This window comes from Bradyrhizobium sp. BR14999, assembly GCF_056106085.1.
The window spans coordinates 8,094,657-8,119,701 of the sequence record NZ_CM148536.1 but is presented as its reverse complement, the minus strand read 5'-3'; the positions used below and the strand labels follow the sequence as shown (position 1 = coordinate 8,119,701).

At 62.5% G+C, this 25,045-nt stretch carries 24 protein-coding genes; 15 read left to right on the top strand and 9 right to left on the bottom strand.

The features are described 5' to 3' along the window. Nucleotides 1-30: 30 nt before the first annotated feature. Nucleotides 31-336, bottom strand: coding sequence for a BufA1 family periplasmic bufferin-type metallophore (locus tag ACR9YP_RS37820; RefSeq protein ID WP_474218467.1), 306 nt, complete (start codon nt 334-336; stop codon nt 31-33). Nucleotides 337-648: 312 nt separating this feature from the next. On the opposite strand from ACR9YP_RS37820, the gene ACR9YP_RS37815 reads away from it, so the two are divergent. The 6 genes from ACR9YP_RS37815 (at nt 649) to ACR9YP_RS37790 (ending at nt 6,469) form a co-directional block, all read left to right on the top strand. After that, the gene (locus ACR9YP_RS37815) at nt 649-2,745 is read left to right on the top strand and encodes an adenylate/guanylate cyclase domain-containing protein (protein WP_474218466.1); all 2,097 of its coding nucleotides are present in this window, start codon (nt 649-651) and stop codon (nt 2,743-2,745) included. Between the two features lie 129 nt (nt 2,746-2,874). Next, nucleotides 2,875-3,459 carry a HutD/Ves family protein gene (locus ACR9YP_RS37810; protein ID WP_474218465.1) on the top strand — a complete coding sequence of 195 codons (585 nt, stop codon included), beginning with the start codon at nt 2,875-2,877 and terminating at the stop codon, nt 3,457-3,459. Between the two features lie 115 nt (nt 3,460-3,574). Beyond that, nucleotides 3,575-4,768: an adenylate/guanylate cyclase domain-containing protein gene (locus ACR9YP_RS37805; protein WP_474218464.1), complete on the top strand. Its 1,194-nt coding sequence runs from the start codon at nt 3,575-3,577 to the stop codon at nt 4,766-4,768. Nucleotides 4,769-5,123: 355 nt separating this feature from the next. Next, a complete protein-coding gene (locus ACR9YP_RS37800; protein WP_474218463.1) occupies nt 5,124-5,348 on the top strand; it encodes a hypothetical protein in 225 nt (74 codons plus the stop codon). 1 nt (nt 5,349) lies between these two features. Further along, the gene (locus tag ACR9YP_RS37795) at nt 5,350-5,562 is read left to right on the top strand and encodes a hypothetical protein (RefSeq protein ID WP_438111091.1); all 213 of its coding nucleotides are present in this window, start codon (nt 5,350-5,352) and stop codon (nt 5,560-5,562) included. Between the two features lie 112 nt (nt 5,563-5,674). After that, a complete protein-coding gene (locus tag ACR9YP_RS37790; protein ID WP_370988069.1) occupies nt 5,675-6,469 on the top strand; it encodes an adenylate/guanylate cyclase domain-containing protein in 795 nt (264 codons plus the stop codon). Nucleotides 6,470-6,498: 29 nt separating this feature from the next. Here ACR9YP_RS37790 and ACR9YP_RS37785 read toward each other — a convergent pair whose 3' ends face one another. Next, nucleotides 6,499-9,618: an ATP-binding protein gene (locus ACR9YP_RS37785; RefSeq protein ID WP_474218462.1), complete on the bottom strand. Its 3,120-nt coding sequence runs from the start codon at nt 9,616-9,618 to the stop codon at nt 6,499-6,501. Nucleotides 9,619-10,055: 437 nt separating this feature from the next. On the opposite strand from ACR9YP_RS37785, the gene ACR9YP_RS37780 reads away from it, so the two are divergent. From ACR9YP_RS37780 to ACR9YP_RS37760, 5 genes are all read left to right on the top strand, one after another. Then, a complete protein-coding gene (locus ACR9YP_RS37780) occupies nt 10,056-10,244 on the top strand; it encodes a hypothetical protein (RefSeq protein WP_474218461.1) in 189 nt (62 codons plus the stop codon). A gap of 36 nt (nt 10,245-10,280) precedes the next feature. Next, nucleotides 10,281-11,009 carry a sulfite exporter TauE/SafE family protein gene (locus ACR9YP_RS37775; RefSeq protein ID WP_474218460.1) on the top strand — a complete coding sequence of 243 codons (729 nt, stop codon included), beginning with the start codon at nt 10,281-10,283 and terminating at the stop codon, nt 11,007-11,009. A 374-nt stretch (nt 11,010-11,383) separates the two neighbouring features. Further along, a complete protein-coding gene (hpaE, locus tag ACR9YP_RS37770) occupies nt 11,384-12,901 on the top strand; it encodes a 5-carboxymethyl-2-hydroxymuconate semialdehyde dehydrogenase (protein WP_474218459.1) in 1,518 nt (505 codons plus the stop codon). A gap of 30 nt (nt 12,902-12,931) precedes the next feature. Next, nucleotides 12,932-13,912: a 3,4-dihydroxyphenylacetate 2,3-dioxygenase gene (gene hpaD / locus ACR9YP_RS37765; protein ID WP_128956617.1), complete on the top strand. Its 981-nt coding sequence runs from the start codon at nt 12,932-12,934 to the stop codon at nt 13,910-13,912. A 41-nt stretch (nt 13,913-13,953) separates the two neighbouring features. Further along, the gene (locus ACR9YP_RS37760) at nt 13,954-14,823 is read left to right on the top strand and encodes a fumarylacetoacetate hydrolase family protein (protein ID WP_474221182.1); all 870 of its coding nucleotides are present in this window, start codon (nt 13,954-13,956) and stop codon (nt 14,821-14,823) included. A 42-nt stretch (nt 14,824-14,865) separates the two neighbouring features. On the opposite strand, the gene ACR9YP_RS37755 is transcribed toward ACR9YP_RS37760, so the two are convergent. Next, nucleotides 14,866-15,258: a Rieske (2Fe-2S) protein gene (locus ACR9YP_RS37755; protein WP_474218458.1), complete on the bottom strand. Its 393-nt coding sequence runs from the start codon at nt 15,256-15,258 to the stop codon at nt 14,866-14,868. Beyond that, a complete protein-coding gene (gene hppD / locus ACR9YP_RS37750) occupies nt 15,258-16,361 on the bottom strand; it encodes a 4-hydroxyphenylpyruvate dioxygenase (RefSeq protein WP_474218457.1) in 1,104 nt (367 codons plus the stop codon). Before hppD ends, ACR9YP_RS37755 begins: the two co-directional genes overlap by 1 nt. A 140-nt stretch (nt 16,362-16,501) precedes the next feature. Between hppD and ACR9YP_RS37745 the strand changes: the two genes are divergently transcribed. Further along, nucleotides 16,502-17,044 carry an Lrp/AsnC family transcriptional regulator gene (locus tag ACR9YP_RS37745; RefSeq protein ID WP_474218456.1) on the top strand — a complete coding sequence of 181 codons (543 nt, stop codon included), beginning with the start codon at nt 16,502-16,504 and terminating at the stop codon, nt 17,042-17,044. A gap of 96 nt (nt 17,045-17,140) precedes the next feature. Here ACR9YP_RS37745 and hpaD (ACR9YP_RS37740) read toward each other — a convergent pair whose 3' ends face one another. From hpaD (ACR9YP_RS37740) to ACR9YP_RS37725, 4 genes are all read right to left on the bottom strand, one after another. After that, nucleotides 17,141-17,986 carry a 3,4-dihydroxyphenylacetate 2,3-dioxygenase gene (gene hpaD / locus ACR9YP_RS37740; RefSeq protein ID WP_474218455.1) on the bottom strand — a complete coding sequence of 282 codons (846 nt, stop codon included), beginning with the start codon at nt 17,984-17,986 and terminating at the stop codon, nt 17,141-17,143. Nucleotides 17,987-18,238: 252 nt separating this feature from the next. Next, nucleotides 18,239-18,820 carry an amino acid synthesis family protein gene (locus ACR9YP_RS37735; RefSeq protein ID WP_474218453.1) on the bottom strand — a complete coding sequence of 194 codons (582 nt, stop codon included), beginning with the start codon at nt 18,818-18,820 and terminating at the stop codon, nt 18,239-18,241. 6 nt (nt 18,821-18,826) lie between these two features. Beyond that, nucleotides 18,827-19,690 carry a fumarylacetoacetate hydrolase family protein gene (locus ACR9YP_RS37730; RefSeq protein ID WP_438111106.1) on the bottom strand — a complete coding sequence of 288 codons (864 nt, stop codon included), beginning with the start codon at nt 19,688-19,690 and terminating at the stop codon, nt 18,827-18,829. A gap of 96 nt (nt 19,691-19,786) precedes the next feature. Next, a complete protein-coding gene (locus tag ACR9YP_RS37725; RefSeq protein ID WP_438111108.1) occupies nt 19,787-20,488 on the bottom strand; it encodes an FCD domain-containing protein in 702 nt (233 codons plus the stop codon). A 114-nt stretch (nt 20,489-20,602) separates the two neighbouring features. On the opposite strand from ACR9YP_RS37725, the gene ACR9YP_RS37720 reads away from it, so the two are divergent. From ACR9YP_RS37720 to ACR9YP_RS37710, 3 genes are read left to right on the top strand one after another with little or no spacing between them, the layout of a single operon-like run. Further along, nucleotides 20,603-21,595, top strand: a complete 993-nt coding sequence (locus tag ACR9YP_RS37720) for a zinc-dependent alcohol dehydrogenase family protein (RefSeq protein WP_474218452.1) — start codon at nt 20,603-20,605, stop codon at nt 21,593-21,595. Nucleotides 21,596-21,612: 17 nt separating this feature from the next. Beyond that, a complete protein-coding gene (locus ACR9YP_RS37715) occupies nt 21,613-22,518 on the top strand; it encodes a VOC family protein (RefSeq protein WP_474218451.1) in 906 nt (301 codons plus the stop codon). Nucleotides 22,519-22,551: 33 nt separating this feature from the next. Next, nucleotides 22,552-23,532: a Bug family tripartite tricarboxylate transporter substrate binding protein gene (locus tag ACR9YP_RS37710; protein WP_474218450.1), complete on the top strand. Its 981-nt coding sequence runs from the start codon at nt 22,552-22,554 to the stop codon at nt 23,530-23,532. Nucleotides 23,533-23,630: 98 nt separating this feature from the next. Here ACR9YP_RS37710 and ACR9YP_RS37705 read toward each other — a convergent pair whose 3' ends face one another. Next, complete coding sequence (locus ACR9YP_RS37705; protein ID WP_474218449.1) at nt 23,631-25,031, bottom strand: OpgC domain-containing protein; 1,401 nt, start codon at nt 25,029-25,031, stop codon at nt 23,631-23,633. Nucleotides 25,032-25,045: the final 14 nt, after the last annotated feature.

Genomic DNA, 25,045 nt, shown 5'->3' with positions numbered 1-25,045 from the left:
TCCATGTTGTCGTGGGCGCGACGCAGCGCGTTAGACCGGCTTGAGCGAACCCTTCTTGCCGTTCGGCAGCTCGATGCTGGCGCAGGTGCCGCCCTGCACGAACTTCCAGGCGTTGCCCTGGAAGTCGACGGTCGAGGTGCCCTGGCAAGTCGTGCCCGGCCCCGCCGCGCAATCGTTCTGGCCCTTCAGCGCGACGCCGAAGCATTTTTCCTTCTTGGCGGCGATGGCCGCATCGCCCTCCGCCTTGGTCAGCGGGCCGGCGGCGGCAAAGGTGGCGAGGGCGGTTGATACCGCGCCGGCGAGAACGATCGACGTGACGACATGCTTGGCAGACATCGGAGTTTCTCCTGTTCGAGATAGCATCGCCAGGGTAGGCGAAGGCGCATGGTCTGCTTCGCTCCGCGCGCAGCCCGCGTTACCGCGAAGCTGCTCACGAATCCGTGAGACCGTTTGGATCTGGCGCACCACAGGTGCGCTTGGGTCAGGATTAGCGGGCATGCGGCCGTTCAAATCCAATGCCTTGGCGCTATCGAGACATTAGCGGGAGAGCATTGGCTGCGATCGATTGGGCCTGCCAGAGGTAATGAACGGCGGAAGCCTGCGTAGAGCAATGATAGGAGCCGTGCCCGGCCGAAGGCGGAAACAACCATGAACGTCGATCCCGGACGGCAGCTTCGCGCGATCGCCAGGCTGGCGGTCAGCATTCGCCTGGCCGTCTCGGCCCTGGTCCTGGCCGCGATCCTGCTGACCGCGGCGCTGTCGAGCCTGTTGTGGTGGCGAACGGCGGAGGCGACCAGCCGGCAGCTTGCTTCGACTATCAACGAGCAGATCGTCGCGGCGGTCCGCAAGGAGGTCTCGGCCATCGTCGACGAGGCGCGCGCCGCGCACACCGCAATCCGCACCCTGTTCCTCCAGAACGTGCTCGACACCCGCGAGGCCGACAAGCGCGAATTCGTGTTCCTCTCGCAGTTGCAGTCGCAGGCGACGATCTCCTGGGTCGCCTTCGGCTGGCCGGATGGTTCCTTCTTCGCCGCGCACAAGCTCGGCGATCGCCGCCTGGAGATGATGGAGATATCGCTGACAGACCATGCGGGCCAGCGGCGCGTCGACGAGTATGACGTGGTGCCCGGCGATATCGAGTTCGCCAATCGCCGTTTCGAGCCGACCGAGTTTCGCGTCGCCGACCGCGCCTGGTTCAAGGCTGGGCTCGCCGCCGAGGAGCCGCAATGGTTCAGGGTGATGGACCATCCCACCGGCGAGCGGCCGTCGATTGCCTTCGCAGGACCGATCGACGTCTATCAGGAGCGGCAGGGCGTGCTCGCGATCATGATTGAATATACGCGGCTCGCGCGCTTCCTGTCGCAGCTCGAGGTCGGGCGGACGGGAACGGCCTTCATCATCGATGATAGCGGTGAGCTGGTCGCCGCACCGGATAAGGACGCCGACGAGCTGCATCCCGCCAAGGGCGATACCAAGCTGCTCCCATTGGCGCGGCTGGCGCTTGCGACGGCAGGTGACGAGGGCCGCAAGCGGGCCTCGCGCAGCCGGCTGAATTTCGCTGGCGCCGCCTATGAAGTCGCGCTCGCGCCGCTGCCTTTTCACGGTTGGTCGCTCGCCACGGTGATCCCGGAGGCCGAGTTTCTCGGGCCGGTCGAGGCGACGCTGCGGCGGCTGATCCTCGGCCTCGCAATCGGCGCCGTGCTCGCGGCGCTGGCATCGGCAATGTTGGCACGCTCCGTCATTGCGGCGCCGCTGTCGCGTGTCGTGGGCGAGCTCCGCCACGTCGAGGCTTTCGCGCTTGAGCAGGTCCGCCGCCATCCGTCGCGTCTCAAGGAAATCGCGAGCCTGTCGGGCGCGATCGCCGAAATGGCAGCCGGCCTCTCCGCGTTCCGCAAGTTCATTCCGGCCGATCTCGTCCGTTCGCTCCTGCGTCAGGGCGTCGAGGCCAAACCCGGCGGCAGCATTCAGCTGCTCAGCGTGATGTTCATCGATATCGCCGGTTTCACCGGATTGTCGGAGCGGCTCGGCGACCGCGTGGTGCCGCTGTTGTCGCGCTATCTCGACCTCGCCTCCGAGGTCATCGTTGCCAATGGCGGCACCATCGACAAGTTCATCGGCGATGCCGTGATGGCATTCTGGGGCGCGCCGCAGCCGCAGTCCGACCACGCCTTGCGATGCTGCCGCGCGGCACTCGGCTGTCGGAGAGCAATCGACGCCTCTGGCCTTGCCGACGATCTCGGCCAGCCGCTCCAGATCCGGATCGGCATCAATTCCGGCCGTATGCTGGTCGGCAATATCGGTTCGGAGCTGCGCCTGAACTACACCGTGATCGGCGACGCCGTGAACGTTGCCAGCCGTCTCGAGGGCGCCAACAAATCCTATGGCACGCAAATCCTGATCGGCGAGGCAACCGAACGTCTGGCCCGCGGCGCCATAATCACGCGCGAGATCGACAGCATTGCCGTGTACGGACGCGAGGAGGGATTTTCGGTCTACGAGCTGATCGGGCTCGTCGGGGAGGATGGCGTCGGCAACGAACCCCCCGCCTGGGTCGGTCACTACGCGCGGGGCCTTGCCCACTACCGCGCACGCCGGTTTACTGCCGCGCTCGCCGATTTCGAAGCCGTGCTGTCTGAGCGCGGCCGCGATAGTCCAGCCGAGCTGATGCGCGAGCGCTGTCGGAAATTGTCCGCCGCTGCACCCGATGACTCCTGGCGTCCGGTCGCAGCGTTGACGACGAAGTAGCAAAAGCATTGCTCAACGAGCCGACCGGCGGACTCCGACGCGAAGGTCTGATGGCAGGCGCGCGGAATCGGCGCGCGTCATTTGCCAAACCGGTTGGCAAAGTCGGCCCATCACGGGCATGATGCGGACATGAAAACCACGCTGCTCAAGCCCGAACACTACACCCGCTCGCCCTGGAAGAATGGCGGTGGCATTTTCACCGATATCGCCGGTGCCCATCGCGCTGGCGCGCCCGTGAAGGATTGGGACAGCCTGCTCTGGCGCTTCGCCTCGACGCCGATCGTGGCGCCGGGTCCGTTCTCCCATATGCCGGGCATCGACAGGCTCCAGATGGTCGTAGGCGGGCGCGGGCTGCTGCTGAAGTCGCCCACGCAGGAATTCGACGAGCGCGAGCCGTTCACCGCGGTGCGTTTTGCCGGCGAGCTCGCGATCGTCACCGAGCTCGAGGCGGGTCCCGTCGAGGTCGTGAACCTGATGGCGCGGCGGGGTGCGGCGGAGATCGAGCTCGAAGCGCTCAGGGAGCCCGGCGATCGATCGTTGTTTCCCGGCACGCATCTGGTTTACGCGGTTCGGGGCGATTGCAGTATCCGTCTTGGCGACGCGCATTTTGCCATTCCTGGCGGCGGCACGCTGAAGATCGAAGTCACCGAACCATCGCGCCTCGCGCTTGCATCGGGTCTGGCGGTGCTGGGATCGATCCGGATCGTCGGCTAGACGGCGACTGACCCGCCGAGCCGCTGCGCACAAACCGGGCAACTGGCCAGGTTGACGCCGCCGCGTCGGAGCACGATATCTGCTCGATGCAGACCGCCGCTCAAAGGGGCAGGATATGAACGCGCCGACAGACAACAACGCCCCTACGCAAGCCGACAGCGTCGTCGACTGGCTGACCAACGGCACGCGCGATGAGCGCTTCGTCGACAATATCTTCGCACAGATGTGCATCCGCCTCCAGCAGGCGGGCATCCCGCTCAAGCGGTCGACGCTTCACATCCTGATCCACCACCCGCAATGGCTGGGGGCCCGGATGATGTGGTCCGACGGGATGCGGGAGGCCGAGATTGCATTGGTCGACTATGACGTGCGCGAGCGGTCCGAATATATCGGCAGCGCCGCCAACGAAATCCATGACGGCGCCGCCGAGGTGCGCGAGCGGCTCGAGCAGGATTCCTCGCTCGGCCGCAAGCACGCCCTCTATGACGAGATGCGGGCACGAGGCCTGACCGACTATGTGGCCTGGCCGCTCTACCACACACTCGGGAAGCGCCATCTCGTCACCTTCGCCACCGATCGTCCCGGCGGGTTCGACGATGCGCACATCGCGGGCCTGAAGAAGCTGCTGCCGGTGCTAGCGCTGGTCAGCGAGATCCGCGTCAAGAACCGGCTGGCGCGCACGCTGCTCGAGACCTATGTCGGCTCCCATGCCGGCGAACTGATCCTGGCCGGTGCCACCAGGCGCGGCACCGGCACAACGGTCCGCGCCGCGATCATGATCTGCGATCTCAGGGATTTCACAAAGATCTCCGACAACTGGCCGCGCGACGACGTCATCGATCTGCTCAACGACTATTTCGATGCGATGTCCGAGCCGATCGCGCGACATGGTGGCGAGATCCTCAAATTCATCGGCGACGGCCTGCTCGCCATCTTCCCGCTCAGCCAGCCCGATGCCTGCGCCAACCTGCTGCATGCCGTGACCGAAGCCCGCAAGGCCATGGCCGCGCTGAACGAGCGCAACAACGGGACCGGCCGCGCGCCGCTGAATTACGGCATCGGCGTCCATGTCGGCGACGTCATGTACGGCAATATCGGCTCGACCAGCCGGCTCGACTTCACCGTCATCGGCCCCGCCGTCAACATGGCCTCCCGCCTGGAGGCTCTGACCAAGCAGCTGGGACGAACGGTGCTGCTGTCGCGCGCCTTCGCCGAGCTGGTGGAGCGGAAGTTCGAGCTGGAGCATGTCGGCCAACACGAGGTGCGCGGCTTCAGCGATCCCATCGAACTGTTTGCGTATCAGGGGTAACGGCGCGCGGAAGACCGGCGACGTCGTCGTCATAGATCTCCATGTCGTTTCGGGGGCGGGCTGGCCTGAATGGTCGCGCCCGCAACGGCCGTGGTCGTGATCGCGCCTGCCTGGTCGTTGCGTTTCCGAGATCGAACGAAAATTCGGACCCCGCGATCTGGCGCGTTCTGGCCTGGCGCATCGGTTGCGCAAACGGGACGTTTGGCCGCCCTCATGCGCGGGGCCGCTCGTCGTGCGGATGGGCAATCGAGAGCGCCTTGTTGAAAGAGATTCCCGCGCAAGACCCGTAGGCTGGTTTCGTTGGCGGCCCAGACGACGAATGCCGCCCGCTTCATCGGAACCGCGCGAGGGCGCTATGACGCTTCAGATGTCACGACGAGGCAAGCAATATATCGAAACGGCGCAGAGCCTGCTGCGCGCGGCGCGGAGCATGACGGACGAGGTGGTTGCGGCGCGGTTGAAGATGCTGGCTGAGGACTATCAGCGGCGCGCCGAAAAAACTTCGAGCGTCGATGCGGCCAGGGCGTTGGAGCGCTCGGCCGCCAGAGCCGAATACGACTGGTCGAAGGAGCTGGCGTGAAATGATCAGGATCATTGCCGTGCTCTGTAGCCTTTCGTCTCCGACGGACTGTCGTGAACAGATCGTCACGACCTCGAACTTCGCCGACGTGACGATGCAGTCCTGCCTGATGGGCGCGCCGCAGCTCGCCGAATGGATGGCGCAGCATCCGGCCGAACGTCTGGCCGCATGGCGCTGCACGATCGGCAAGCAGGGCGGCGGCAGGGGAGCTTAGGAAGCGGGCTTAGATCCCGGAGGGCGGAGTGGCGGGAGTCTTGTTGCCAACGTTGGATTGTAGGGCTACGTTTTGCCGAAGGTCCGCCCAAACGGTCTTTGGCCGCTCGTTCATGCCAAAATTCCTTCGCATCGGAGTCCATCAGTCCAACGTTTCCGGATACACGTCGAAGGCGTGGTGTGTCAGGCGCGTCGGCTCGGCAGTCTTCCTGAAGTGGGGCGCCGTCGAGGTGCAGGGCGCCGGCGACGGGCGCAAAGTCTACTGGTCGCGATCGCCGCAGCAGAAAACCGTTCGTTGTGGCACGGCGCAACGTGCCATTGATTACGCAACGGCGGCGATCGCGCGGCGTCGTAACCATCGCTACGAGCCGCTGACCGGACCGATCGCGCTGCGGCGCCGATCCGCCGAGCGCGGCACCGAGCTCAAGCAGGCGCTCGCCACCATCCTGATCGTCGATATCGTCGGCTCCACCGCGAAGGCTGCCAAGCTCGGCGATGTGCGCTGGACCAAGGTGATGGGCCATTATTACGCTGCCGTCCGCAAGGAGCTGAAGAGCTCGCGCGGCAAGGAAGTCGTGACCACCGGCGACGGCGTGCTGGCAACGTTCAAGAAGCCCGCTGCCGGCATCAGTTGCGCGACCGCGATCCAGAGGGCCGTGCGCACGCTCGGCCTCGAGATCAGGGTGGGCCTGCACGCCGGCGAATACACGATCAGCGGCGGCGAAATGGTCGGTCTCGCCTTCCACATCGGCACCCGCGTCGCCGCGAAGGCGCGGGCGGGGGAGGTTTTGGTGTCGAGCGCGGTGAAGGAGCTGGTTTCGCAGCCCGAGATCCGGTTCAGGGATCACGGCGTGCATCAGCTGAAAGGCGTGCCGGAGCGGTGGCGGCTGTGGCGGGTGGAGGGGTGAGTTCTCAAACGCGTCGGCACGGCCGTCGGCTAAGAGGGTCGCAGAGGCAGCGAGGTCATCGCTTCCAGTTGCGCTGTTCGCGTTGCTAACCCAGCGAGCAAGCTCTTGTGCAGCCGATCCTCGGGTTCGAAATTTCGCGCGAGCCTTCGGACGGTCTCGACAAATCGCAAGCGATAAGTCGCCGCCCTGTCGACGTCTCCGTACCTCGCGAAGATCTCGGCGGCGGTGCCGTACACCCGCCACGAAGCAATCGGGAAATCGGCGTCGTCAACGATCTCCAGCGCGCGGGAGAGGTGCGGTAGAGCGTCCCCCGAATCGCCCAGGCCAAATGCGATGCGCGCGAGCAGCTCGTGGGCCTTGGCCAGGTGATTGAGATCGGGCGCCGATGCGACATAGTCGTGCAGCTGGCGTGCCCATCTGCGAGCCTGGGTAAAGTCGCCGATCAGCAGGCAATATTCGCCGAGACAATGATACACCTGCGTTGCGGCGGTAAACTCGATGTCGATGCCTTCTTCACGCCTGCGGCGCTCAATATCATCGAATTGCTTGCGAGCTCCCAACGGATCATTCAGGCCGACAAACGCCTTCGCAAGGACGGCCCGCTTGTGGAAATATGTGGACTGATCGCCCACCAGCAGACTGTCGTCGACGCTTTCGCAGAGCTCCCGGGCTCCCTCGAAATCCATCGCTTCGACATGCAACCACGCAAGCGTCAGCCGGCACAATGCGCTGCTGGGATCGTTCGCGTTCCTGACCGCCAGTTCGAGGCCGGCCGTGATTTCGCGCTGTAATTCGCGCCACTCGCCGAGATGAATGAGCGCGATCGACTCAAGGACATTGAACAGGACGAACGTGTAAACGTCGCCAACCATGCGCGCCAGCCGCTTTCCCTCCGTGCCGGCGCGGCGGCATTGCTGGTACCGCGATCTCCAACAATCAACGATCCCCGATATTCCATGACGCCGGATGAGGATGCCATAGTTGGTCGCGCTGGCGCTCAACTCGATCGCCCTGTCGCAGAGCGTGGCGTCCTGATCCCGCCAGCCGTTGAGGAACAGGTTGATGCTGGCGCTGCTGCCCTGGGCCAGGGCCTTGAATGTGTCGTCCGCAAGCGCCTGGCTCCGTGACAATACATCATCGGCTGCCTCGAGACAGGCGTGGCGATCGACCCGCAGCCATAAAGAGCTCACGGCCATGAGACCGTTGAGCTGCTGCTTGATTTCGCCGACCTGTTCGGCGCACGCAATCACATCCTGGAGATCGCGGATCGAGCCGACGAGGTCGCCACCCGAACGGAGAGCCAGGCTTCGTTGCCGCAGAAGCGCGATGCGGGTTGAGAGTTTGTCGGCAGCATCGAAGCGATCGAGTATGCCGAGCGCGCGGGTGAGATAGCTCGCGGCCTCGGCATGGCCAAGGCGCTTCATCGAGTTCTGTGCCGCTTCTCCGAGATAGCGCAACGCGCTCGGGAAGTCGCGACCCTGCTCGAAATGAAGGGCGAGCTCTGGCGCTATTTCACCGGTGCGGCCCGCATAGGCCTCCTCCAGCCTTTTGCCCAAGCGCTTGTGTGTCTGCGCGCGATGTCCGGGCGGCAGATTCTGATAAATGACGTTCTGATAGAGAATGTGACGGAAGGCGTAAGCACCCGAATAAGTTCCATCGGGCCATTCGGAAACACCTGAACGAACCAGGATATGATCCTTCCGGATCAACGCTTCGATGTCCCGTTCAACGTCGATGGTGTCATCGGATAGGCCGGCTGCAACGAGAGCTGCAGAAAATTCTTCGCCGGCAACGCTGGCGACATCGAGCAGGCGCCGTTCGTTATCGGTAAGGCGTTCGAGTTCATGGCCGATCATCTTCAAGAGGCTGTCTGGAATGCCGTCTCGAGCAAATGCGTCTTGTGAAGATAGGCGCCATCTGCCGTCCACCTCGACGATCCATTCCTGGTCGATCAGATGCTTGAGCAGTGACGCAACGAACAGCGGGTGCCCCAACGTTCGCTCGAATACCGGCTTTGACAGGGCCGAGGCCAATTCGGCGTCATTGAAACGCAATGCGAGGTAGTGCTCGACCTCCTGGGGCGACAATCGATCGAGGTGCAATTCGCTGCAGCATCCATGAACCTGGAGATCCTGGTGCAGGCGGCGGATCGGATGCCCACCGATGGCGCTGTCGGCCGGCCGATAAGAGCAGAGGACCAGCACGCGTGCCCTACCGTTTCCGCGCGCGAAACGAGACAGCACGTCGAGTGTCGCGAAGTCGCTCCAATGCAGGTCTTCGAGAACAATCACCCAGGGGCGGCCGGCGCTCAGCGCTTCGAGGAGATCGCAAAACTCGCGCAGCATCCGCTCACGCGTCGCGCCGAACACTTCATTCTGAAAAGCCGCGCGTTCCGATGCGTCGATCGCGCCTGGCAATTGCAGCAGCCAGGTGGGCGCGTGGGTGCGAACAGCCGAAATCAGCTCGGGACCGTTCGTTCGATACCTGTTCACCAGGGCATCGATGAGCGGCAGAAAGACCTCATCTGTTCCGAACCGTTCGGTACAGCGCCCATAAAGCAGATCGAAGCCCTGTTCCGTCAGCCGCTCGATGGCTTTGGCGATGAATGCCGTCTTGCCTATTCCGGCTTCTCCCGTGACAAAAGCCATCTGCCGTTTGCCGGACAATACGTGCCGGGCCATCTGGTCGATAATCCCGAGGGGGGCTGTCCGGCCGACCACCAGGGCGGAGGTTTCGAGCTTCAGAGGTGCGACTGCGCTCTCGGCCTCCCTGGGTGCTTCGCGCACCGCGCCGATAAAGCGGACGCCTTTGCGCGGTAAAGTCTTGATCAGCCGTTGCGCTTCGCCGGAATCGCCTATTCCCGTACGAGCGGCGTTGATGCGGGTGGTGAGCGCTGACTCCGAGATGATGCGCCCGCCCCAAATTGCACTGATCAGATCGTCCTTGGTCACCACCCGGGCACGGTGGCGGATCAGATATTCGAGGAGGTCAAAAACCTGAGGCTGCAACGGAATCGCACGTCCGTCGCGGCGCAATTCCCGCTGGTCGGTGTCGAGAACAAATTCGTCAAATAGATACAGCAAAACAATGCCTTCGGAGGTGCGCGCGAGGCGGATATTCAACCGGTACACGGGGTCGAAATCAAGCACACCCTGCAAAATCAAGGAAACGATAAGGACAAATTAAGCTCGTCTTAAAGCGCGGCGCGGTGTCCCGTTCGATACTTCCAGCCGTATCCAGCCACTCACACAAGGTGTTCGTGTCATGCGCTTGGAAGAAAGGGCGCCGCGTCTCACTCGCGTGTTCTATGGGGCGTTGCTTCACAAGATGTGTCAGTCGATCGCGGCACCCTCCGTACCATTATTCAACAGCAGAGCTTCAACCAAAAGCGACGCGCCATTTTCAGCGAATTCGTTTGTCGCCTCCACAGGTTCTTCTCGAAAAGAAGACCGGTTTGGGCGCCTCCTTCAAACGCTCCACCATTCGCGACGGCTGCAGGCAGGGCGCACCCTTCGACAGTATCGTCGTCTGATCGACAATACGTGGCACCAGTTTGCCTCTCGGTCAGATATTGGCGGAGGTGACAATGTCGGTCAGTGAAGAGTTGTTCGAACGCAAGCTTCTGATTTCGGCGTTGAGCGAGAATGCGCTGCTTGCAACGATCGCCATCTGCTTTGTCATTTTGCACATCCTTGCAGCCACGATGTTGACGTCGACCGGCCAGAGCGATGCCGGAGCCGCGCCCGAGCCGCCCGGACTGTCGTCGGAGGACTAATCGCAAGGTCGCCACTCCAGGATGAAAGATTAGCTCATGGGCGACATTGCGTCGTTTTGCCTGCTCAGTATCGCAGTGTTTTGCGGCGCGTTCGTCTCGGGCCTCGCGGGCTTTGCCTTTTCGGCGGTGGCCGGCGCGATTCTCCTTCACGTTCTCCCGCCACTGGAGGCGGTCCCGCTGATGATGGCCTGCAGCATCACCGTGCAGGCCACGGGTCTTTGGGCCTTGAGAAAAAGCATCCGCTGGAAACAGAGCTCGGTTCTCGTCGTTGGCGGATTGCTTGGCGTTCCGATCGCCGTGTGGTTGCTGCAAGCCGCTGACGCGCGGATCTTCAGGGAGAGCTTTGGTCTCGCGGTCGCCTGCTATGCGGCCTACACATTATTCCGGCCGGTGCTTTCCCATCGCTTGCAGATGAATGCGGGACGCAATGCATTAATCGGTTTCGGCGGAGGCTTTATCGGCGGGTTGACGGCAATGCCGGGTGCAATACCGACCATATGGTGTGACATCCACGGGGTCCCCAAAACCGAGCAGCGCGGAATGGTTCAACCCTTCATCGCCGCCATGCAGATATTCGCCCTTGTTCTTATGCTGATCCGAAAAGATCTGTCGACAAAGGTCCTGGTTGACTTCGCAATCAGCATCCCGGCGCTCCTCGCAGGAACGGCGCTCGGTATTTATGTCTTTCGCTGCGTCAATGACGCGCTGTTCCGGCGGATTATTCTCAGCATCTTGCTGGTTTCGGGACTGCTGCTGGTATTTTAGCTCCGACGCCGCGCGTCCAATTACAACGGCAGCCGTTGGATCACGCGCACGCGCTGATCCCTCAAGGAAGCCGGCGCCGTCGATTTCTTCAATGCGATCTATGGAACCATGGATTCGACCATGGCTTGGCCGAGGAGAATATTCCCGGCATGGGCTCGTGTCTCGTACCCTGTGTCAAACCGGTCGGGGCGTTTCGCCGTGAAGTGGAGGTGCGAAAACGCTTGACAGCTGACGAAATACTTAACATGTTAAGTATATCCACCGGTACCCGGGATTGATGCGTCGGAAGGGCGATGCCGTTCGTCCCTGGATTCGCGGAAAACAGGTGGAGGGTCGCTGCCCGCGTGCGGCGCTGCAAAAGGGAGTGAACCGTCATGTCCAAGCTGCAGGAAAATATCGCCAAGGCCGAGCGCCACCTTGCCCGCTTCAGAGAGACGGGCGTGCTCAACCGCATCGGCGGTGAAGACATCCCGGCTGCGGACAATGCGACTTTTGAAACGATCTCTCCGGTCGACCTGAAGCCGCTCGCCAAGGTATCGCATGGCAAGGCCGCGGACATCGATCGCGCCGCGAGGGCGGCGCAGGCGGCCTTTCCGCAATGGGCCGAAACATCCGGCGATGCGCGAAAGGAACTGTTGCACAAGGTCGCTGACGCTATCGTCGCCCGCGCTGAAGAGATTGCGTTCGTCGAATGCATGGATACGGGACAGTCGCTGAAGTTCATGGCCAAGGCCGCGCTGAGGGGAGCCGAGAATTTCCGCTTCTTCGCCGACCGCGCGCCCGAGGCGCGCGACGGCAAGTCGCTTCGCACCGCCGGTCAGGTGAACATGACCACCCGCGTGCCGATCGGCCCGGTGGGCATCATCACGCCCTGGAATACGCCCTTCATGCTGTCGACGTGGAAGATCGCGCCGGCGCTCGCGGCGGGCTGCACCATCGTTCACAAGCCCGCCGAATTCTCGCCGTTGACTGCACGTCTGCTGATCGAGATTGCGGAGGAGGCCGGGCTGCCCAAGGGCGTCTGGAATCTCGTCAACGGCTTTGGCGAGGACGCGGGCAAGGCGCTGACCGAGCACCCGCTCATCAAGGCGATCGGCTTCGTTGGCGAAAGCCGCACCGGATCGATGATCATGAAACAGGGCGCCGATACGCTGAAGCGTGTTCATTTCGAACTGGGCGGCAAGAATCCGGTGATCGTATTCGCGGATGCCGACCTCGAACGCGCCGCGGACGCGGCGGTGTTCATGATCTACTCTCTCAACGGTGAACGCTGCACCTCGTCCTCGCGTCTTCTCGTCGAGGCGAGCATCTATGACAAGTTCACGGCAATTGTTGCGGAGAAGGCCAGCCGGATCAAAGTGGGGCATCCGCTCGATCCCGAGACCGTCATCGGTCCGTTGATCCACCCGGTTCACGAGAAGAAGGTGCTCGAATACGTCGAGATTGGTAGAACGGAGGGCGCCAAGATTGCGACCGGCGGCCGCAAGATCGACGGTCCCGGCGGCGGTTGCTACGTTGCGCCGACACTCTTTACCGGCGCCAACAACCAAATGCGCATCGCGCAGGAAGAGATCTTCGGGCCGGTGCTGACGGCGATCCCGTTTAGGGATGAGGCCGATGCCCTCGCGCTCGCCAACGACGTTCAGTATGGCCTCACCGGATATCTCTGGACTGCCGACGTCACCCGTGCCTTCCGTTTCACCGACCGGCTGCAAGCCGGCATGATCTGGGTCAATTCGGAGAATGTTCGTCACCTGCCGACGCCTTTTGGCGGTGTGAAGAGCTCGGGCATCGGACGCGACGGAGGAGATTGGTCGTTCGATTTCTATATGGAGACAAAGAACGTCGCGTTCGCCACCACCGCGCACAACATCCAAAAATTGGGCGGCTAAGCGGTCCGCAGCAGACCAACGGAGGAAATCATGGCATTGCCCAAGCCCAACCTTTATCCACCATTCAACATCGTGCGTCTCAGTCATGTCGAACTCGGCGTGAGCGATCTTGCGAGGTCACGGGCCTTCTATGTCGACACGCTTGGTTTGCAGGTGACGGACGAGAGCTCCGATGCGATCTATCTTCGCGCGATGGAAGAGCGCGGCCATCACTGCATCGTGCTGCGGAAGTCCGAAAAGATCGAAGCCCGTGACCTCGGCTTCAAGGTGTTCAGCGAGGAAGATCTCGACAAGGCCGCCAGCTTCTTCAGCAGCAGGGATCTGCCGGTTGAGTGGGTCGAGCGTCCCTATCAATCCCGCACGTTCCGCACCCGCGATCCCCACGGCATTCCCCTCGAGTTCTACTCCAAGATGGACCGGCTGCCGCCGATTCATCAGAAATACGCGCTCTACAAGGGCGTGAAGCCGCTCCGCATCGATCACTTCAATTGCTTCTCGCCGAACGTCGATGAATCCGTTGCCTTCTACAACGAGATCGGCTTTCGCGTGACGGAGTACACGGCGGATGAGGAGACTGGGCGGCTGTGGGCGGCCTGGACTCACCGCAAGGGCGGCGTTCACGATCTGGCCTTCACCAATGGCCGCGGCCCGCGCCTGCACCACACCGCATTCTGGGTGCCGACCCCGCTCAACATCATCGATCTTCTCGACCTCATGGCCACCACCGGATGGGTGTCCAACATCGAACGCGGTCCCGGCCGCCATGGCATCTCGAATGCCTTCTTCCTCTATATCCTTGATCCGGACGGTCATCGGATCGAGATCTATTGCTCGGATTACCAGACGGTCGATCCCGATCTCGAGCCGATCAAATGGGACCTGAAGGATCCGCAACGTCAGACGCTTTGGGGAGCGCCCGCGCCCAAATCCTGGTTCGAGCATGGCAGCCTCTTTGCCGGAGCTGAACCGCGCGACGCCGATCTGGCCGCCCAGCCGATCATCGCCCCGTGACCGGCATTCGCATATCGCCTGAAACGAGGGAAAGGCACCACATGTCTCGTCCGAGGTTCGTCAGCTTCACTCGCAACGGCACGCCCGGCTACGGTCTCCTGGGCGATCAGGGCGTCGTCGACCTGTCCGGCCGCCATGGCAAGCGTTGGCGTACGTTGCGTGAGGTGATCGAAGCCGGCGCGCTGGTGTCCCTGGCCGAGGAGAGCGCCGCGTTGCCGGCGGATTTTCCGGTCACTGATATCCGCTACGAGATTCCGATTCCGGCACCGGAAAAAATCATCTGCGTCGGCGTGAACTTCCCCGACCGGAACGAGGAATACAAGGACGGGCAGGCGGCCCCCTCGAATCCCTCGCTCTTCATCCGTTTTCCGCGCTCGTTTACGGGCCATGAACAGGCTCTGCTGCGTCCCCCGGAGAGCCCGCAGCTCGACTATGAAGGCGAAATCGTCATCGTGATCGGCAAGGGCGGTCGCCGGATTCCACAGAGCGCAGCGCTCGACCATATCGCCGCAATATCGCTGTGCAACGAAGGCACGATCCGCGATTGGGTGCGGCACGCCAAATTCAACGTGACGCAGGGGAAAAACTTCGATCGCACCGGTTCGATGGGACCCTGGCTAATCCCCTATACCGATGAGAGCCAGCTTGCCGACATCAAGCTGGAAACCCGGGTCAACGGCGAGGTCCGCCAGCAGGACCGCACGAGCCGGATGATCTTCTCCTTCCGCAAGATCATCAACTATATCTCGACGTTCACGACGCTGGTTCCTGGCGATGTCATCGTGACCGGTACGCCGACAGGTGCCGGCGCGCGCTTCGAGCCGCCTATCTGGCTGAAGCCCGGCGACGTCGTCGAGATAGAAGCAGAGGGCGTCGGTATCCTGCGCAACACGATCGCAGATGAGGCATGATCCTTGTCGACTGCCAAGGTCGGGCAGTGGACTTTGGATTGCTCAAGCCGCTGATGCGGCATGCACGCGAATCCGACCGTCGTCGTCCACGACGATCGGAATGGCATCGAGGGCGCAATCCAGGCCCAGTCCCTCGACGCCGGTGCCATCCTGAACGCGAAATCCGGCGCTGTGGTTGGTGCACCGAAGAACCGTGCCGTCCGCGCTCAGCACGTTCTCCCCGCGATGATCGAGGGGTAGGTACTGATGCGGACATGCATTGACATAGGCTGCGAGAGTGCCCGCCGACCTGACGATCAGGATCGGAAAATCTGCGGGACCGAACTTGATGGACTTGAGGCTCCCTTCGCCAACGTCATGGGCGTCGCACAGGATGGTTCCTTCGGCCGGCGCGCCGCGATAGCTCTTCCATGCGTCAGGTATGGCTGCCTCCATCAGGATGCCTTGAGCACGCCGCGCTGAATCTGATCGGCCTCGATACTCTCAAACAGGGCCTTGAAGTTGCCCTCGCCAAAACCGTCATCTCCCTTCCTCTGGATGAACTCGAAGAAGATCGGGCCGATCACAGTCTTGGAGAAGATCTGAAGCAGGATGCGGGTCAGACCGCCATTGACGACACCTTCGCCGTCGATAAGGATTCCGTGCTTGCGCATGCGATCGAGCGGCTCGGTGTGGCCCTTCACGCGGTCAAACGACTTGTCGTAGTAGATCGAGGGCGGGCCCGGCATGAACTCGAGCCCGCGGCCGGCGATAGCGTCGGTCGCCGCATAGATGTCGTCGGTGCCGACGGCGATGTGCTGGATACCCTCGCCCTTGTACTGGCGCAGATATTCCTCGATCTGGCTCTTGTCGTCGGCGCTTTCGTTGATCGGGATCCGAATCTTGCCGCAGGGTGACGTCAGAGCGCGCGAGGTCAGGCCGGTCAGCTTGCCGGAAATGTCGAAGTAGCGGATCTCGCGGAAATTGAACGTCTGGCTGTAGAATTTGTACCAGGTGTCCATGTTGCCGCGCATGACGTTGTGCGTCAGGTGATCGAGATAGTAGAACCCAACGCCTTTCGGTGTCGGATCGACTTCGCCGGTCCAGTCATATTCGGCTGCATAGGGCGAACCCTTCGCGCCATAGGTCTCGATCAGATACAGCAGGGATCCGCCGATGCCGATAACGGCCGGCACGTCGAGTGACTTGTCGTTGCCGGTGTATTCCGTTCCGCCGAGTTCGAGGACGCGCTTCAGGGCGTGTTTGGCATCGACGACGCGCCAGGCCATCGCCGGCGCGCAAGGTCCGTGTTCGGCGACAAAGCGGGCGGCATGGGAGTTCGGCTCGCGGTTCAGGACGTAATTGATCTTTCCCTGGCGCCAAACGGAAATGTCCTTGGTCTTGTGCCGGGCAACCTCGGTGTAGCCCATTTGCTCGAAGAGCTTGGCGAGCTTCTGCGGCTCCGGATGGGCGAACTCGACGAACTCGAAGCCGTCGGTGCCGGCTGGATTGGCTGCCGAAATCGTGGCGGGTGGGGCATCGTGAGGGAAGGGGCCCATATCGCGCTCCTGGAATGGTATTTGATCCGACCAAAGAAATATACTGCCAGCCCTCTGCACGATCTCCGCAAAATCTGCTCGACAAAGACAAGTTATGCGTGAAACATGCGCACGTCCCCCTTATCGTGCAAGGATCGCGCATGGATCAGTTTGACGTGAAATTGCTGCAAGCGCTCCAGTCCGATGGACGGTTGTCGAATTTTGAACTGGCCGATGTTGTCGGCCTGTCGGCATCTCAATGTTCGCGCCGTCGCGCGGCGCTCGAAAATGACGGCACGATCGCAAGCTACCATGCCCATCTCGATCGCGAATCGCTTGGGCTGGGCATCGTCGTCTTCGTACAGGTGACGCTCGCAACGCACTCGCCGGACAATTCGAGACGCTTCCTCAAGCTCATCGAGAGCCTGGCAGAAGTGCAGGAGGCCTACGCACTCACGGGCGAAGCGGACTACCTCGTCAAGGTGGCGATCACCGACCTCAAGGCGCTCTCGATGCTTCTCAACGGCGTATTTCTGCCGCACGACAGTGTCGCGCACGTGCGCTCGTCCATAGTCCTCGATTGCCTGAAGCAAACCTCGCAGTTGCCGCTTGGGCATCTGATGCCCGCCGAGACACGTGCTGCCGGGAGTTCTCCGTCCCGAGGCGAAGGCAGGCCGCGGTCAAGGCGACCCAGAAAGGCTTGAGTTGGTGACAAAAAACATGGCCATCCCTCGACCGGATGCTGCGAACTTCCCGCTGGATGTGCGCAGTCGGCGGCAGAGCCGACAGCACGGATTCGTTCACAGATGATGTTCGGCGATGATCTGGCCGCTGCCCGAGGACGGAAAATAAGGACACAGCACTTCGGTTTCGCCTTTATATGCATCCCAACCGAGCAAGCCGAACATCATGTGGGTGTCGGCCATCAAGGCTTCGCCGTTGCACTTGGTCGAATATTCGGGAAGCATGCGGACGAATTCCGCATAGCGGCGCTCCTTCCATAAATCGAGGACGCGTAAGTCGACCTGACGGTTGAATTCGCTGCCGACCTGTTCCCATTGGCCGTCGCCGACCTGATCGTTGGCAATTAGCTTGTGCGACATGGAGCCGGAGGCGAGGACCGCGACCTTGCGGCTCGACGCGGCGATCGCCGTGGCGCAGGCCGCTCCAAACGTGCGGTTCTCCTCGATGCTGGCGAAGATCGGGGCTGCGACCGACAGGACGCGCGCCCAGCCGCCTTCGTTCATGTAGTGCATCGGCACGATGGTGCCGTACTCGAGCGGGAGCGTCTCCACCTTGTGCGCCAGAACCTGGAGGCCGCTCCTTGAGGCTTCGACCGCAATGGCATCGCCGAGCTCTGGATCACCAGGATAATCGTAGTTCATGTTCTGGATCATGTGCGGCGCCTCGTGGCTCGTATACACGCCGCGATGACGCGCGTTCGCGTTCATGTGGCAGCCGAAATTCGAGATCCAGTGCGTGTCGAACACGAGGAATGTGTCGGCTCCTCTATTGCGGGCGCGCTTGCCGATCTCTCGTAACGCCTGAATTGCCGCCGCTCGCTTGCCCTTTAGGGGTCCCTCACGTTCCGAAATCAGAATCGAGGGGACGTGTGCAATCTTGGCTGCAAGCACGATTTCACCCATGGGGCACCTCCCTTTGCTATAATGATTAACATGTTAATTATATCGATCGTCGCGATCTTTGATTCAGATCAAAAATGAGAGCTGCATGATGATCGAGGTGGGATTTGATCGCGGCGACGCCAGGTAGGTCTTGGCCTGAGCCTTTCAAACAAGACAAAAGGCGCCGGAATGAACCGGCGCCTCGTCTGAAGCTCCCGCGGGCGTCATGACTGCCAGGCTTGTGAGTTTCGTGGCGCGATCCGCCGTCAATCCTCAGCGCTGCCCATCGTGCACCGAGATATCCGATGCGGCGAGCCCGCCGATCCGCGCATGCGGCCTGCCGCCGGTCGCCATCACCAGGCCGAAGGCGATCTCGTCACGCCTGGGCGCATCCCAGAGCGTCATCTCCGCCGTCCCGAAATGGCTGCGCACATAACACGCATGGATGTGCCCAAGCGGGACCATCAGGCGCGTGCCGGGACCGCCGATGGTCTTTGCCGCCGGAACGATCGCCTTGGGTTGCCCGAGCACTTCGCGCATGCCCTGGCCGCCAGCCTCATGCCAGACGGCGCCATGCTCGAGCTCGCCGTCCTCGCCGACGATGATGCCTTTGCCATAGGCTTCGATGTGCGGCGCGCCGCCGAGTTGCGCGATTAGCGTGCTCGCGAGCTCGCGCCCGAGCTCACGCAACGACGCTTGAAACGGCATCAGGTTCGGCTCGTAGCGGCCCGCGAAGGGATTGGCGACGACCGCATCGGCCGTCCCGACCAGGAGCGGCTTTTCCAGCCGGGGGCCGCGCTCGTGCCAGACCGTCTCGACACTGAGCGCGGTCTTGCGAATGTCATAGGACGACATGCGAACCTATGCCTCGTCCACGACCGGATTACTGAGCACGCCGATGTTCTCGATCTCGACCTCGACCACGTCGCCGGGCTTGAGGAAGATCGGCGGCTTGCGGGTGAAGCCGACACCGGCCGGCGTGCCGGTGGCGATGACGTCGCCGGGGACGAGGTCGAAAATGGTCGAGCAATATTCGATCAGCCGCGGGATCGAGAAGATCAGCATCGAAGTGTCCGAGGACTGCACGGTCGCGCCGTTGACCCGCGTCTCGAGCTTCAGCTTAGTGGGATCGCCGATCTCGTCCGGCGTGACCAGCCAGGGTCCGAACGGACCCGTGCCGACGAAGTTCTTGCCCGAGGCGATCTGCTGCGCATGACGCTGCCAGTCGCGCACGCTGACGTCGTTGTAGATCGAATAGCCGGCGACGTGATTCCAGGCGTCGGTTTGGCTGATGTGACGGCCGCCCTTGCCGATGACGACGGCGAGCTCGCCCTCCCAGTCGAAATTGTCCGAGACCTTCGGCCGGATCACAGGTGCGTTGTGGCCGACCTGGGAGCGCCAGACTCGCAGGAAGATCGGCGGGAATTCCGTGATCTCGCGCTTCATGCCGAAGGCGACCGCTTCATTGTGGTGGTCGAGATAGTTGCGCACGGCGCAGACGATCTTCTCCGGGCGCGGAATGACGGGGAGATATTTGATGGCGCTCAGCGCCATCGCCGGCTTGTGCTGGGCGACGATGGCATCGCGTCGCGCGTAGTCGTCGCTGCCGACGAAGTCCGCGAGCGTCGGATACTGGGGCAGGGCACGGCCCAGATCCACGACCCCGTTTTCGACAACGGCGCCCCAGCTTTCGCGATTTCCATCCAAGAACGACAGCAGCTTCATGATTACGACCCACGAGTTGGCATTTTTCGATGATCTCTAGTATTTTCGAAAATCATGCGGGACGCAAGCCCACTGCGCCTGAAAAAGCCGCGCCATCTATTCGGCGTCGAGCAGGTGTCCGGCGTATTTCGCGACATTGTCCGCGGTGGTGCGGATATGCGTCTCGATCAGTTGCACGGCGAGATCGGCATTGCGCGATATGGCCGCCTGCATGATCGCCTGGTGCTCGCCGGCCTTGTCGCGAGGGCGCGGCCGGAAATTGGCCGACAGATGCCGGTAACGCTCGGCGCGATCGAACAGCTCGGCGCGGATCGCGAGCAGGGTCGCAGAGCCGCAGGCGGAGACCAGCGCCTGATGGAATTGCCGGTGGGCGATCTTCCATTCGGGATCGCGCAAGGGATGCTCGGGATCGCGCTGCTCGATGCGCTTCAGCCTGTGCAGCGTCGAGATGACGGCGATTTCCCAGTCGTCGTCGCCCCGTTCGATCGCGCGGCGGATCAACTCCACTTCGATCAGAACCCGGGCGTCGGTGACCTCCACCAGATCCTGACGGCTGACCGGCGCCACGCGAAATCCGCGCTGCTCCTGGGCGTCGACCAGCCCCTCGGCGGCAAGGGCGGTCAGCGCCTCGCGCAAAGTGGTGAAGCTCGCGCCGAAGCGCTCGCGCAACACGTCGAAGCGCAGCGGCTCGCCCGGCGCCAGACCGCAGGTCACGATCTCCTCTCGCAGCCGATGGGTGATGTCGGCGGCGATCGTCTTGCCGAATTCCTTGCGGGGGCGAATGGCGCTGTCAGGCATGGTCCTGCCCATGAATCGATGGCCCAAGATGCCGCGCCAACGACCATCTTGCAATAATTTTCGCAACCGCTAGTATTTTCGAAAATATAGGTTCGAGGAGGGGGGAATGAGCTCATGAGAGCGGTTCTGGTACGTCAGCCGGGCGGGCCGGATGCACTCGAACTGGTCGAGGCGCCGGTGCCAGCGCCCGGCGCCGGACAGGTTCAGATTCGTGCCGAGGCGTTCGGGGTCGGGCAGCCCGACGTGCTGATCCGCCGTGGTGTCTACAAATGGATGCCGCCGCTGCCGGCCAATCCCGGCAATGATGTTGCCGGCCGTATTGCTGCGCTCGGATCGGGCGTTGAAGGCCTGCAGGTCGGCCAGAAGGTCCTGCTGAGCGCGCGTGACCTGTCGCAGCGCGGCGGCTGTTACGCCGAATACGTCGTCGCTCCGGCAGACGCCGTTCATGCTCTTCCCGACAATGTCGATCTGCAAGCGGCGGTGTGCCTGTCGAACTACCAGGTGGCCTACGCACTGCTGCACGAGTGTCGGCATCCGCGCGCGCCAAAAAGCGTACTGGTGATCGGCGCGGCCGGCGGCGTCGGTACTGCGCTGGTGCAGCTGGCCAAGCTGGCGCAGATGACCGTGATCGGCACGGTCTCCACCGAGGAGAAGGCCGCCTTTGCGCGAAGCAACGGTGCCGACCACGTCATCTTCTACCGTAGCGAAGATGTCGTGGCGCGGGCCCGCGAGCTGAGCAATGGCGAAGGTGTCGGTCTCGTGCTCGACCACGTCTGCGGATCCGAGTTCACCTCCTATCTTGGCGCGCTCGGCAAATGGGGCACGCTGCTGTCATACAACGCCTTCGCCGGGTTGCCGGAAGAGAATCTGATGGCGGCGATGCGCAATCATCTCGACATCTGCCCGGCCGTGCGTTGCTTCTCCTTCCACATCTATGACCACGATCGCGAAGGACGTCGTGCGCTGATGCGCAACGTGATTGAGGCCCTGAGCCGCAACGCGATCAAGCCGGCGATCTCGGCGACACTGAAGCTCGACCAGGTCAGGCAAGCTCACACACTGCTCGAGCAGGGCTCCGCGCTCGGCAAGATCATCATGACGCCATGAGAGAGTGAACCAACACAATGACGACCCAAGCGCCCATTGCTCGATTCACACGGCTGAGACACGCCACTTTCGCCTCGCCGGATTGCGAGCGACTGCTCGACTATTACCGCGGAGTGATTGGCCTCGGCCTGGTCGGTCGCGATGGACATCGCATTTTTCTCGCCAGCGATTCCGAGCAGCTTTCGCTGGTGATCGAGCCCGGCGAGGCGGCGCTGAAGAGCATCGCTTTCGAGATTTCTCCGAATGTCGAGATCGAGTCGCTGAGCGCCGCCCTGAAACGCGCGGATTTGCGTCCCGAACTGCGGAGTGATGCTCTGCCCGGTGTCTCCAGGCTGCTGTCGTTCATCGATCCCGAAGGAACGCAATTCGAGCTGATCCAGGGTTGGACGCCGACGCCGGCGCAGGAGCGGATCGGTGCGCTCGCCGTCACCAAGCTCGGCCATGTCGCGCTTCGTACGCCCGATCCGCTTGCGGCCTCGGAGTTCTATGCGAACGTCATGGGTTTCCGGGTCTCCGACTGGGTCGAGGACCGCTTCGTCTTCATGCGCAGCGGCTATGAACATCACACGCTGAACTTCGCCCGTGCTCCCGTGCGCAGCCTGCATCATCTTGCATTCGAATTGCGCGGCCCTTCCCACATGCAGCAGGCCTGCGATCATCTCGCCCGCCACAAGCTCCCCATCCTTTGGGGACCGGTCCGTCACGGTCCCGGCCACAACACAGCCGTCTATCACCGCAATCCCGATGGTCATCTGGTCGAGCTGTTCCACGATCTCGACCGCATGATCGATGAGGAGCTCGGCTATTTCGATCCGCGTCCGTGGCATCGCGATCGTCCGCAGCGCCCGAAGGTCTGGGTCGGACTGCCGCGCGACGTCTGGGGTCTGCCGCCATCACCGGAATGCGTCGAGTTCGCCCGCTAGAGCATAAACAACAGCCAAAGGGAGGATGCATCCATGCGATGGATGAAGCGACTTGCTGCGACCGGATTTCTGCTTGGCAGCTTTGTGGCAGCCGGCCCGGCTCAGTCGGCGGACAACTATCCGTCGCGCCCGATACGCTTGATTCACGGCTTTGCCGCCGGCGGTGCGGCCGATACGCTGTCGCGCATCGTCGCCGACGGGCTGTCCAAGAAGCTCGGGCAACCGATCGTCGTCGAGGCCAAGCCCGGCGCTGGCGGCAACATTGCGGCGGACGCGATCGCCAAGGCTGAGCCCGACGGCTACACGATCGGACTCGTCACGGGCGCCCACGCCATATCGGCCGCGACCTACAAGAGTCTGAGCTACCAGCCGGCCGATAGTTTCGACATGATCTCGACGCTGGTCTACTACGCGCTTGTCATTGCGGTGCGTAACGACTACCCGGCCAAATCGCTTGGCGAATTGATCGCGGCGGCAAAGCAGAAGCCCGGCGCGCTCAGCTTCGGCTCGGTCGGTTTCGGCAGCACGCATCATCTTGCGGGAGAGCTGCTCGACGCGATGGCCGGCATCGACATGGTACATGTACCCTATCGCGGGGATTCCCAATCGGTCACCGCGCTTCTGGGCGGAGAAGTGCCCGTGATCGTCGGCACGCCCGTCCTGCTTGCACCGCAAATCCAGAGTGGGGCCATTCGGGGCTTGGCAGTCACTTCGCCGACGCGGACCGCGCTGTTGCCGGATGTTCCGACGGTCGAAGAAGCCGGCGTCAAGGGATATGACGTGCGGACTTGGGCGGGCCTTCTCGCTCCCAAGGGCACGCCGCCTGCCGTCGTCGCCGCACTCAACTCAGCGACACTCGACATCCTCAAGAATCCCGAGATCAAGCAGCGGCTGGAAACGGCCGTCGGAGGCGAAGTCCGTGGCAGCTCTCCCGACGAGATGAAGAAGCTGATCCAGTCTGAAATCGCGAAGTGGTCGGGCGTGGTTGAGCGGGCGAAGATCCCCAAGATCTGATCCGGGCGTCCGCCTCGACTCCGCGACGATCATGCTGGCCTTTTCGCCAAGCCCGTCGCGGAGGGAACAGACCTTCTGCTCGAGTGATAGAAGTCAGGTCAGACGGATACGGAAGAGGACTGACTTGGTGGGCACGGCGACGCCGCGATGGCATCCGCCTTGAGCCGTGCCAATTCGCCTGCGAGGCGAGGACCCTGGTGGGATTGCCGCTCCGCGAACCGGCCATCGATGAGGCGCTTCTGGCCGCCGGCCCATCCGACCTCGCGCAGTCCTCGGCGAAACGCCTCCAGGGTGCGCCAGCCAACGGTGCCCCAGGCGTCCTGCGGGGCGCGCGCACCCATCGGCAGTGCATTGGTCTGCTGCGGCCTGGATTTGATCTTGATCAAGTTCAGCAGCGTCGCCGCCACGATCATCGTTAGGACGCCACCAACGCTGAGCGTGATCTGCATCGCAAGCCCCGCAGATATGTCGAGCAGCGCCAGGAGGCTGACGAGCGTAAGCAGAACGCCGAGGCAGAAGATTGGCAACGAGTGCCTGCCACAGAGGATGGCGCCGCGCATCACCGCAGTCGTCAATGCTTGTCGATTGGGCGGCACGAACCATACCGCTACAACTGCAAGAGCCAGGAAATGCAATAGACGCAACGGATCGAGATTCGATTTGTCCATCGGGTAAGCCAACTTCGTCAGCCCCTGCGGGATCAATACTTCCAGCGGCTTGATTCTCCAGCTCAATGCGATGACGAGGCTGAAGACCAGATAGAGAACGGCAGGCGTAAGCGCCATACGTGACGTTAACCAGGGGCGCACTCTTTCGCCCTCGATTATCATCCACGCGCCAAGCACCACTAGCAGCTGCCAGGCCAGCGGATTGAACGCCCAGTGGCCGCTCGGCCACGCCGGCAAGGACCAGCCGAACATATGCACCAGCGTATAAAGCGCCAACGAGGCGCCAAGCGTCACGTTCGGCAGTCGGAGCAGCATCCACAGCAACGGCGCGAACAAGAGGTGGAGAAGCACGAAGATCGGCAACACGTCGGTATTGACCGGGCGGTACTGCAGAATCGCCGCATGCGCGAGCGTCGCGCCCGGCTGGTCCAGCAGAATGCGCGTATTGCTCTCGTCAGCAAGGCGTTCCACGCCAGCGATGTGGACCAGGAGGGCGCAGGCGAGCGTGAGCAGCAGAAATGCGACATAAATGTCCCGGCTTCGCCGCAGCGTCCGGCGGATCACGCTGGTCCATCCCTCGCACCTCCATACCTTTCCGTAGGCCAGTGCGCAGGTGACGCCCGAGACGAACATGAACACTTCCGCGGCATCGCTGAAGCCGTAGTTTCGCAGCGTCAGCCAACTTCCAATGTTATTGGGGACATGATCAAGAAAGATGCACCAGAGCGCGATGCCGCGGCAGGCGTCAATGCGCAGGTCGCGGCCGCCGTTGGCTTTCAGCTCCGGCGCCGCATCCGCGGATGGCTTCAGGGTGGCTGTTCGATCATGCATTGGCTTGCCTCGTC

Bases quoted from the DNA above. Each gene is read 5' to 3' on its own strand.
- ACR9YP_RS37795 (WP_438111091.1), top strand. From the start codon at position 5,350: ATGATCAGGATCATTGCCGTGCTCTGTAGCCTTTCGTCTCCGACGGAC.
- hpaD (WP_128956617.1), top strand. From the start codon at position 12,932: ATGGCATTGCCCAAGCCCAACCTTTATCCACCATTCAACATCGTGCGT.
- ACR9YP_RS37710 (WP_474218450.1), top strand. From the start codon at position 22,552: ATGCGATGGATGAAGCGACTTGCTGCGACCGGATTTCTGCTTGGCAGC.
- hpaE (WP_474218459.1), top strand. From the start codon at position 11,384: ATGTCCAAGCTGCAGGAAAATATCGCCAAGGCCGAGCGCCACCTTGCC.
- ACR9YP_RS37705 (WP_474218449.1), bottom strand. From the start codon at position 25,031: ATGCATGATCGAACAGCCACCCTGAAGCCATCCGCGGATGCGGCGCCG.
- ACR9YP_RS37775 (WP_474218460.1), top strand. From the start codon at position 10,281: ATGGGCGACATTGCGTCGTTTTGCCTGCTCAGTATCGCAGTGTTTTGC.
- ACR9YP_RS37820 (WP_474218467.1), bottom strand. From the start codon at position 336: ATGTCTGCCAAGCATGTCGTCACGTCGATCGTTCTCGCCGGCGCGGTA.
- ACR9YP_RS37815 (WP_474218466.1), top strand. From the start codon at position 649: ATGAACGTCGATCCCGGACGGCAGCTTCGCGCGATCGCCAGGCTGGCG.
- ACR9YP_RS37735 (WP_474218453.1), bottom strand. From the start codon at position 18,820: ATGTCGTCCTATGACATTCGCAAGACCGCGCTCAGTGTCGAGACGGTC.
- ACR9YP_RS37810 (WP_474218465.1), top strand. From the start codon at position 2,875: ATGAAAACCACGCTGCTCAAGCCCGAACACTACACCCGCTCGCCCTGG.
- ACR9YP_RS37760 (WP_474221182.1), top strand. From the start codon at position 13,954: ATGTCTCGTCCGAGGTTCGTCAGCTTCACTCGCAACGGCACGCCCGGC.
- ACR9YP_RS37730 (WP_438111106.1), bottom strand. From the start codon at position 19,690: ATGAAGCTGCTGTCGTTCTTGGATGGAAATCGCGAAAGCTGGGGCGCC.
- ACR9YP_RS37720 (WP_474218452.1), top strand. From the start codon at position 20,603: ATGAGAGCGGTTCTGGTACGTCAGCCGGGCGGGCCGGATGCACTCGAA.
- ACR9YP_RS37800 (WP_474218463.1), top strand. From the start codon at position 5,124: ATGACGCTTCAGATGTCACGACGAGGCAAGCAATATATCGAAACGGCG.
- ACR9YP_RS37745 (WP_474218456.1), top strand. From the start codon at position 16,502: ATGGATCAGTTTGACGTGAAATTGCTGCAAGCGCTCCAGTCCGATGGA.
- ACR9YP_RS37805 (WP_474218464.1), top strand. From the start codon at position 3,575: ATGAACGCGCCGACAGACAACAACGCCCCTACGCAAGCCGACAGCGTC.
- ACR9YP_RS37790 (WP_370988069.1), top strand. From the start codon at position 5,675: ATGCCAAAATTCCTTCGCATCGGAGTCCATCAGTCCAACGTTTCCGGA.
- ACR9YP_RS37725 (WP_438111108.1), bottom strand. From the start codon at position 20,488: ATGCCTGACAGCGCCATTCGCCCCCGCAAGGAATTCGGCAAGACGATC.
- ACR9YP_RS37715 (WP_474218451.1), top strand. From the start codon at position 21,613: ATGACGACCCAAGCGCCCATTGCTCGATTCACACGGCTGAGACACGCC.
- hppD (WP_474218457.1), bottom strand. From the start codon at position 16,361: ATGGGCCCCTTCCCTCACGATGCCCCACCCGCCACGATTTCGGCAGCC.
- ACR9YP_RS37780 (WP_474218461.1), top strand. From the start codon at position 10,056: ATGTCGGTCAGTGAAGAGTTGTTCGAACGCAAGCTTCTGATTTCGGCG.
- ACR9YP_RS37755 (WP_474218458.1), bottom strand. From the start codon at position 15,258: ATGGAGGCAGCCATACCTGACGCATGGAAGAGCTATCGCGGCGCGCCG.
- hpaD (WP_474218455.1), bottom strand. From the start codon at position 17,986: ATGGGTGAAATCGTGCTTGCAGCCAAGATTGCACACGTCCCCTCGATT.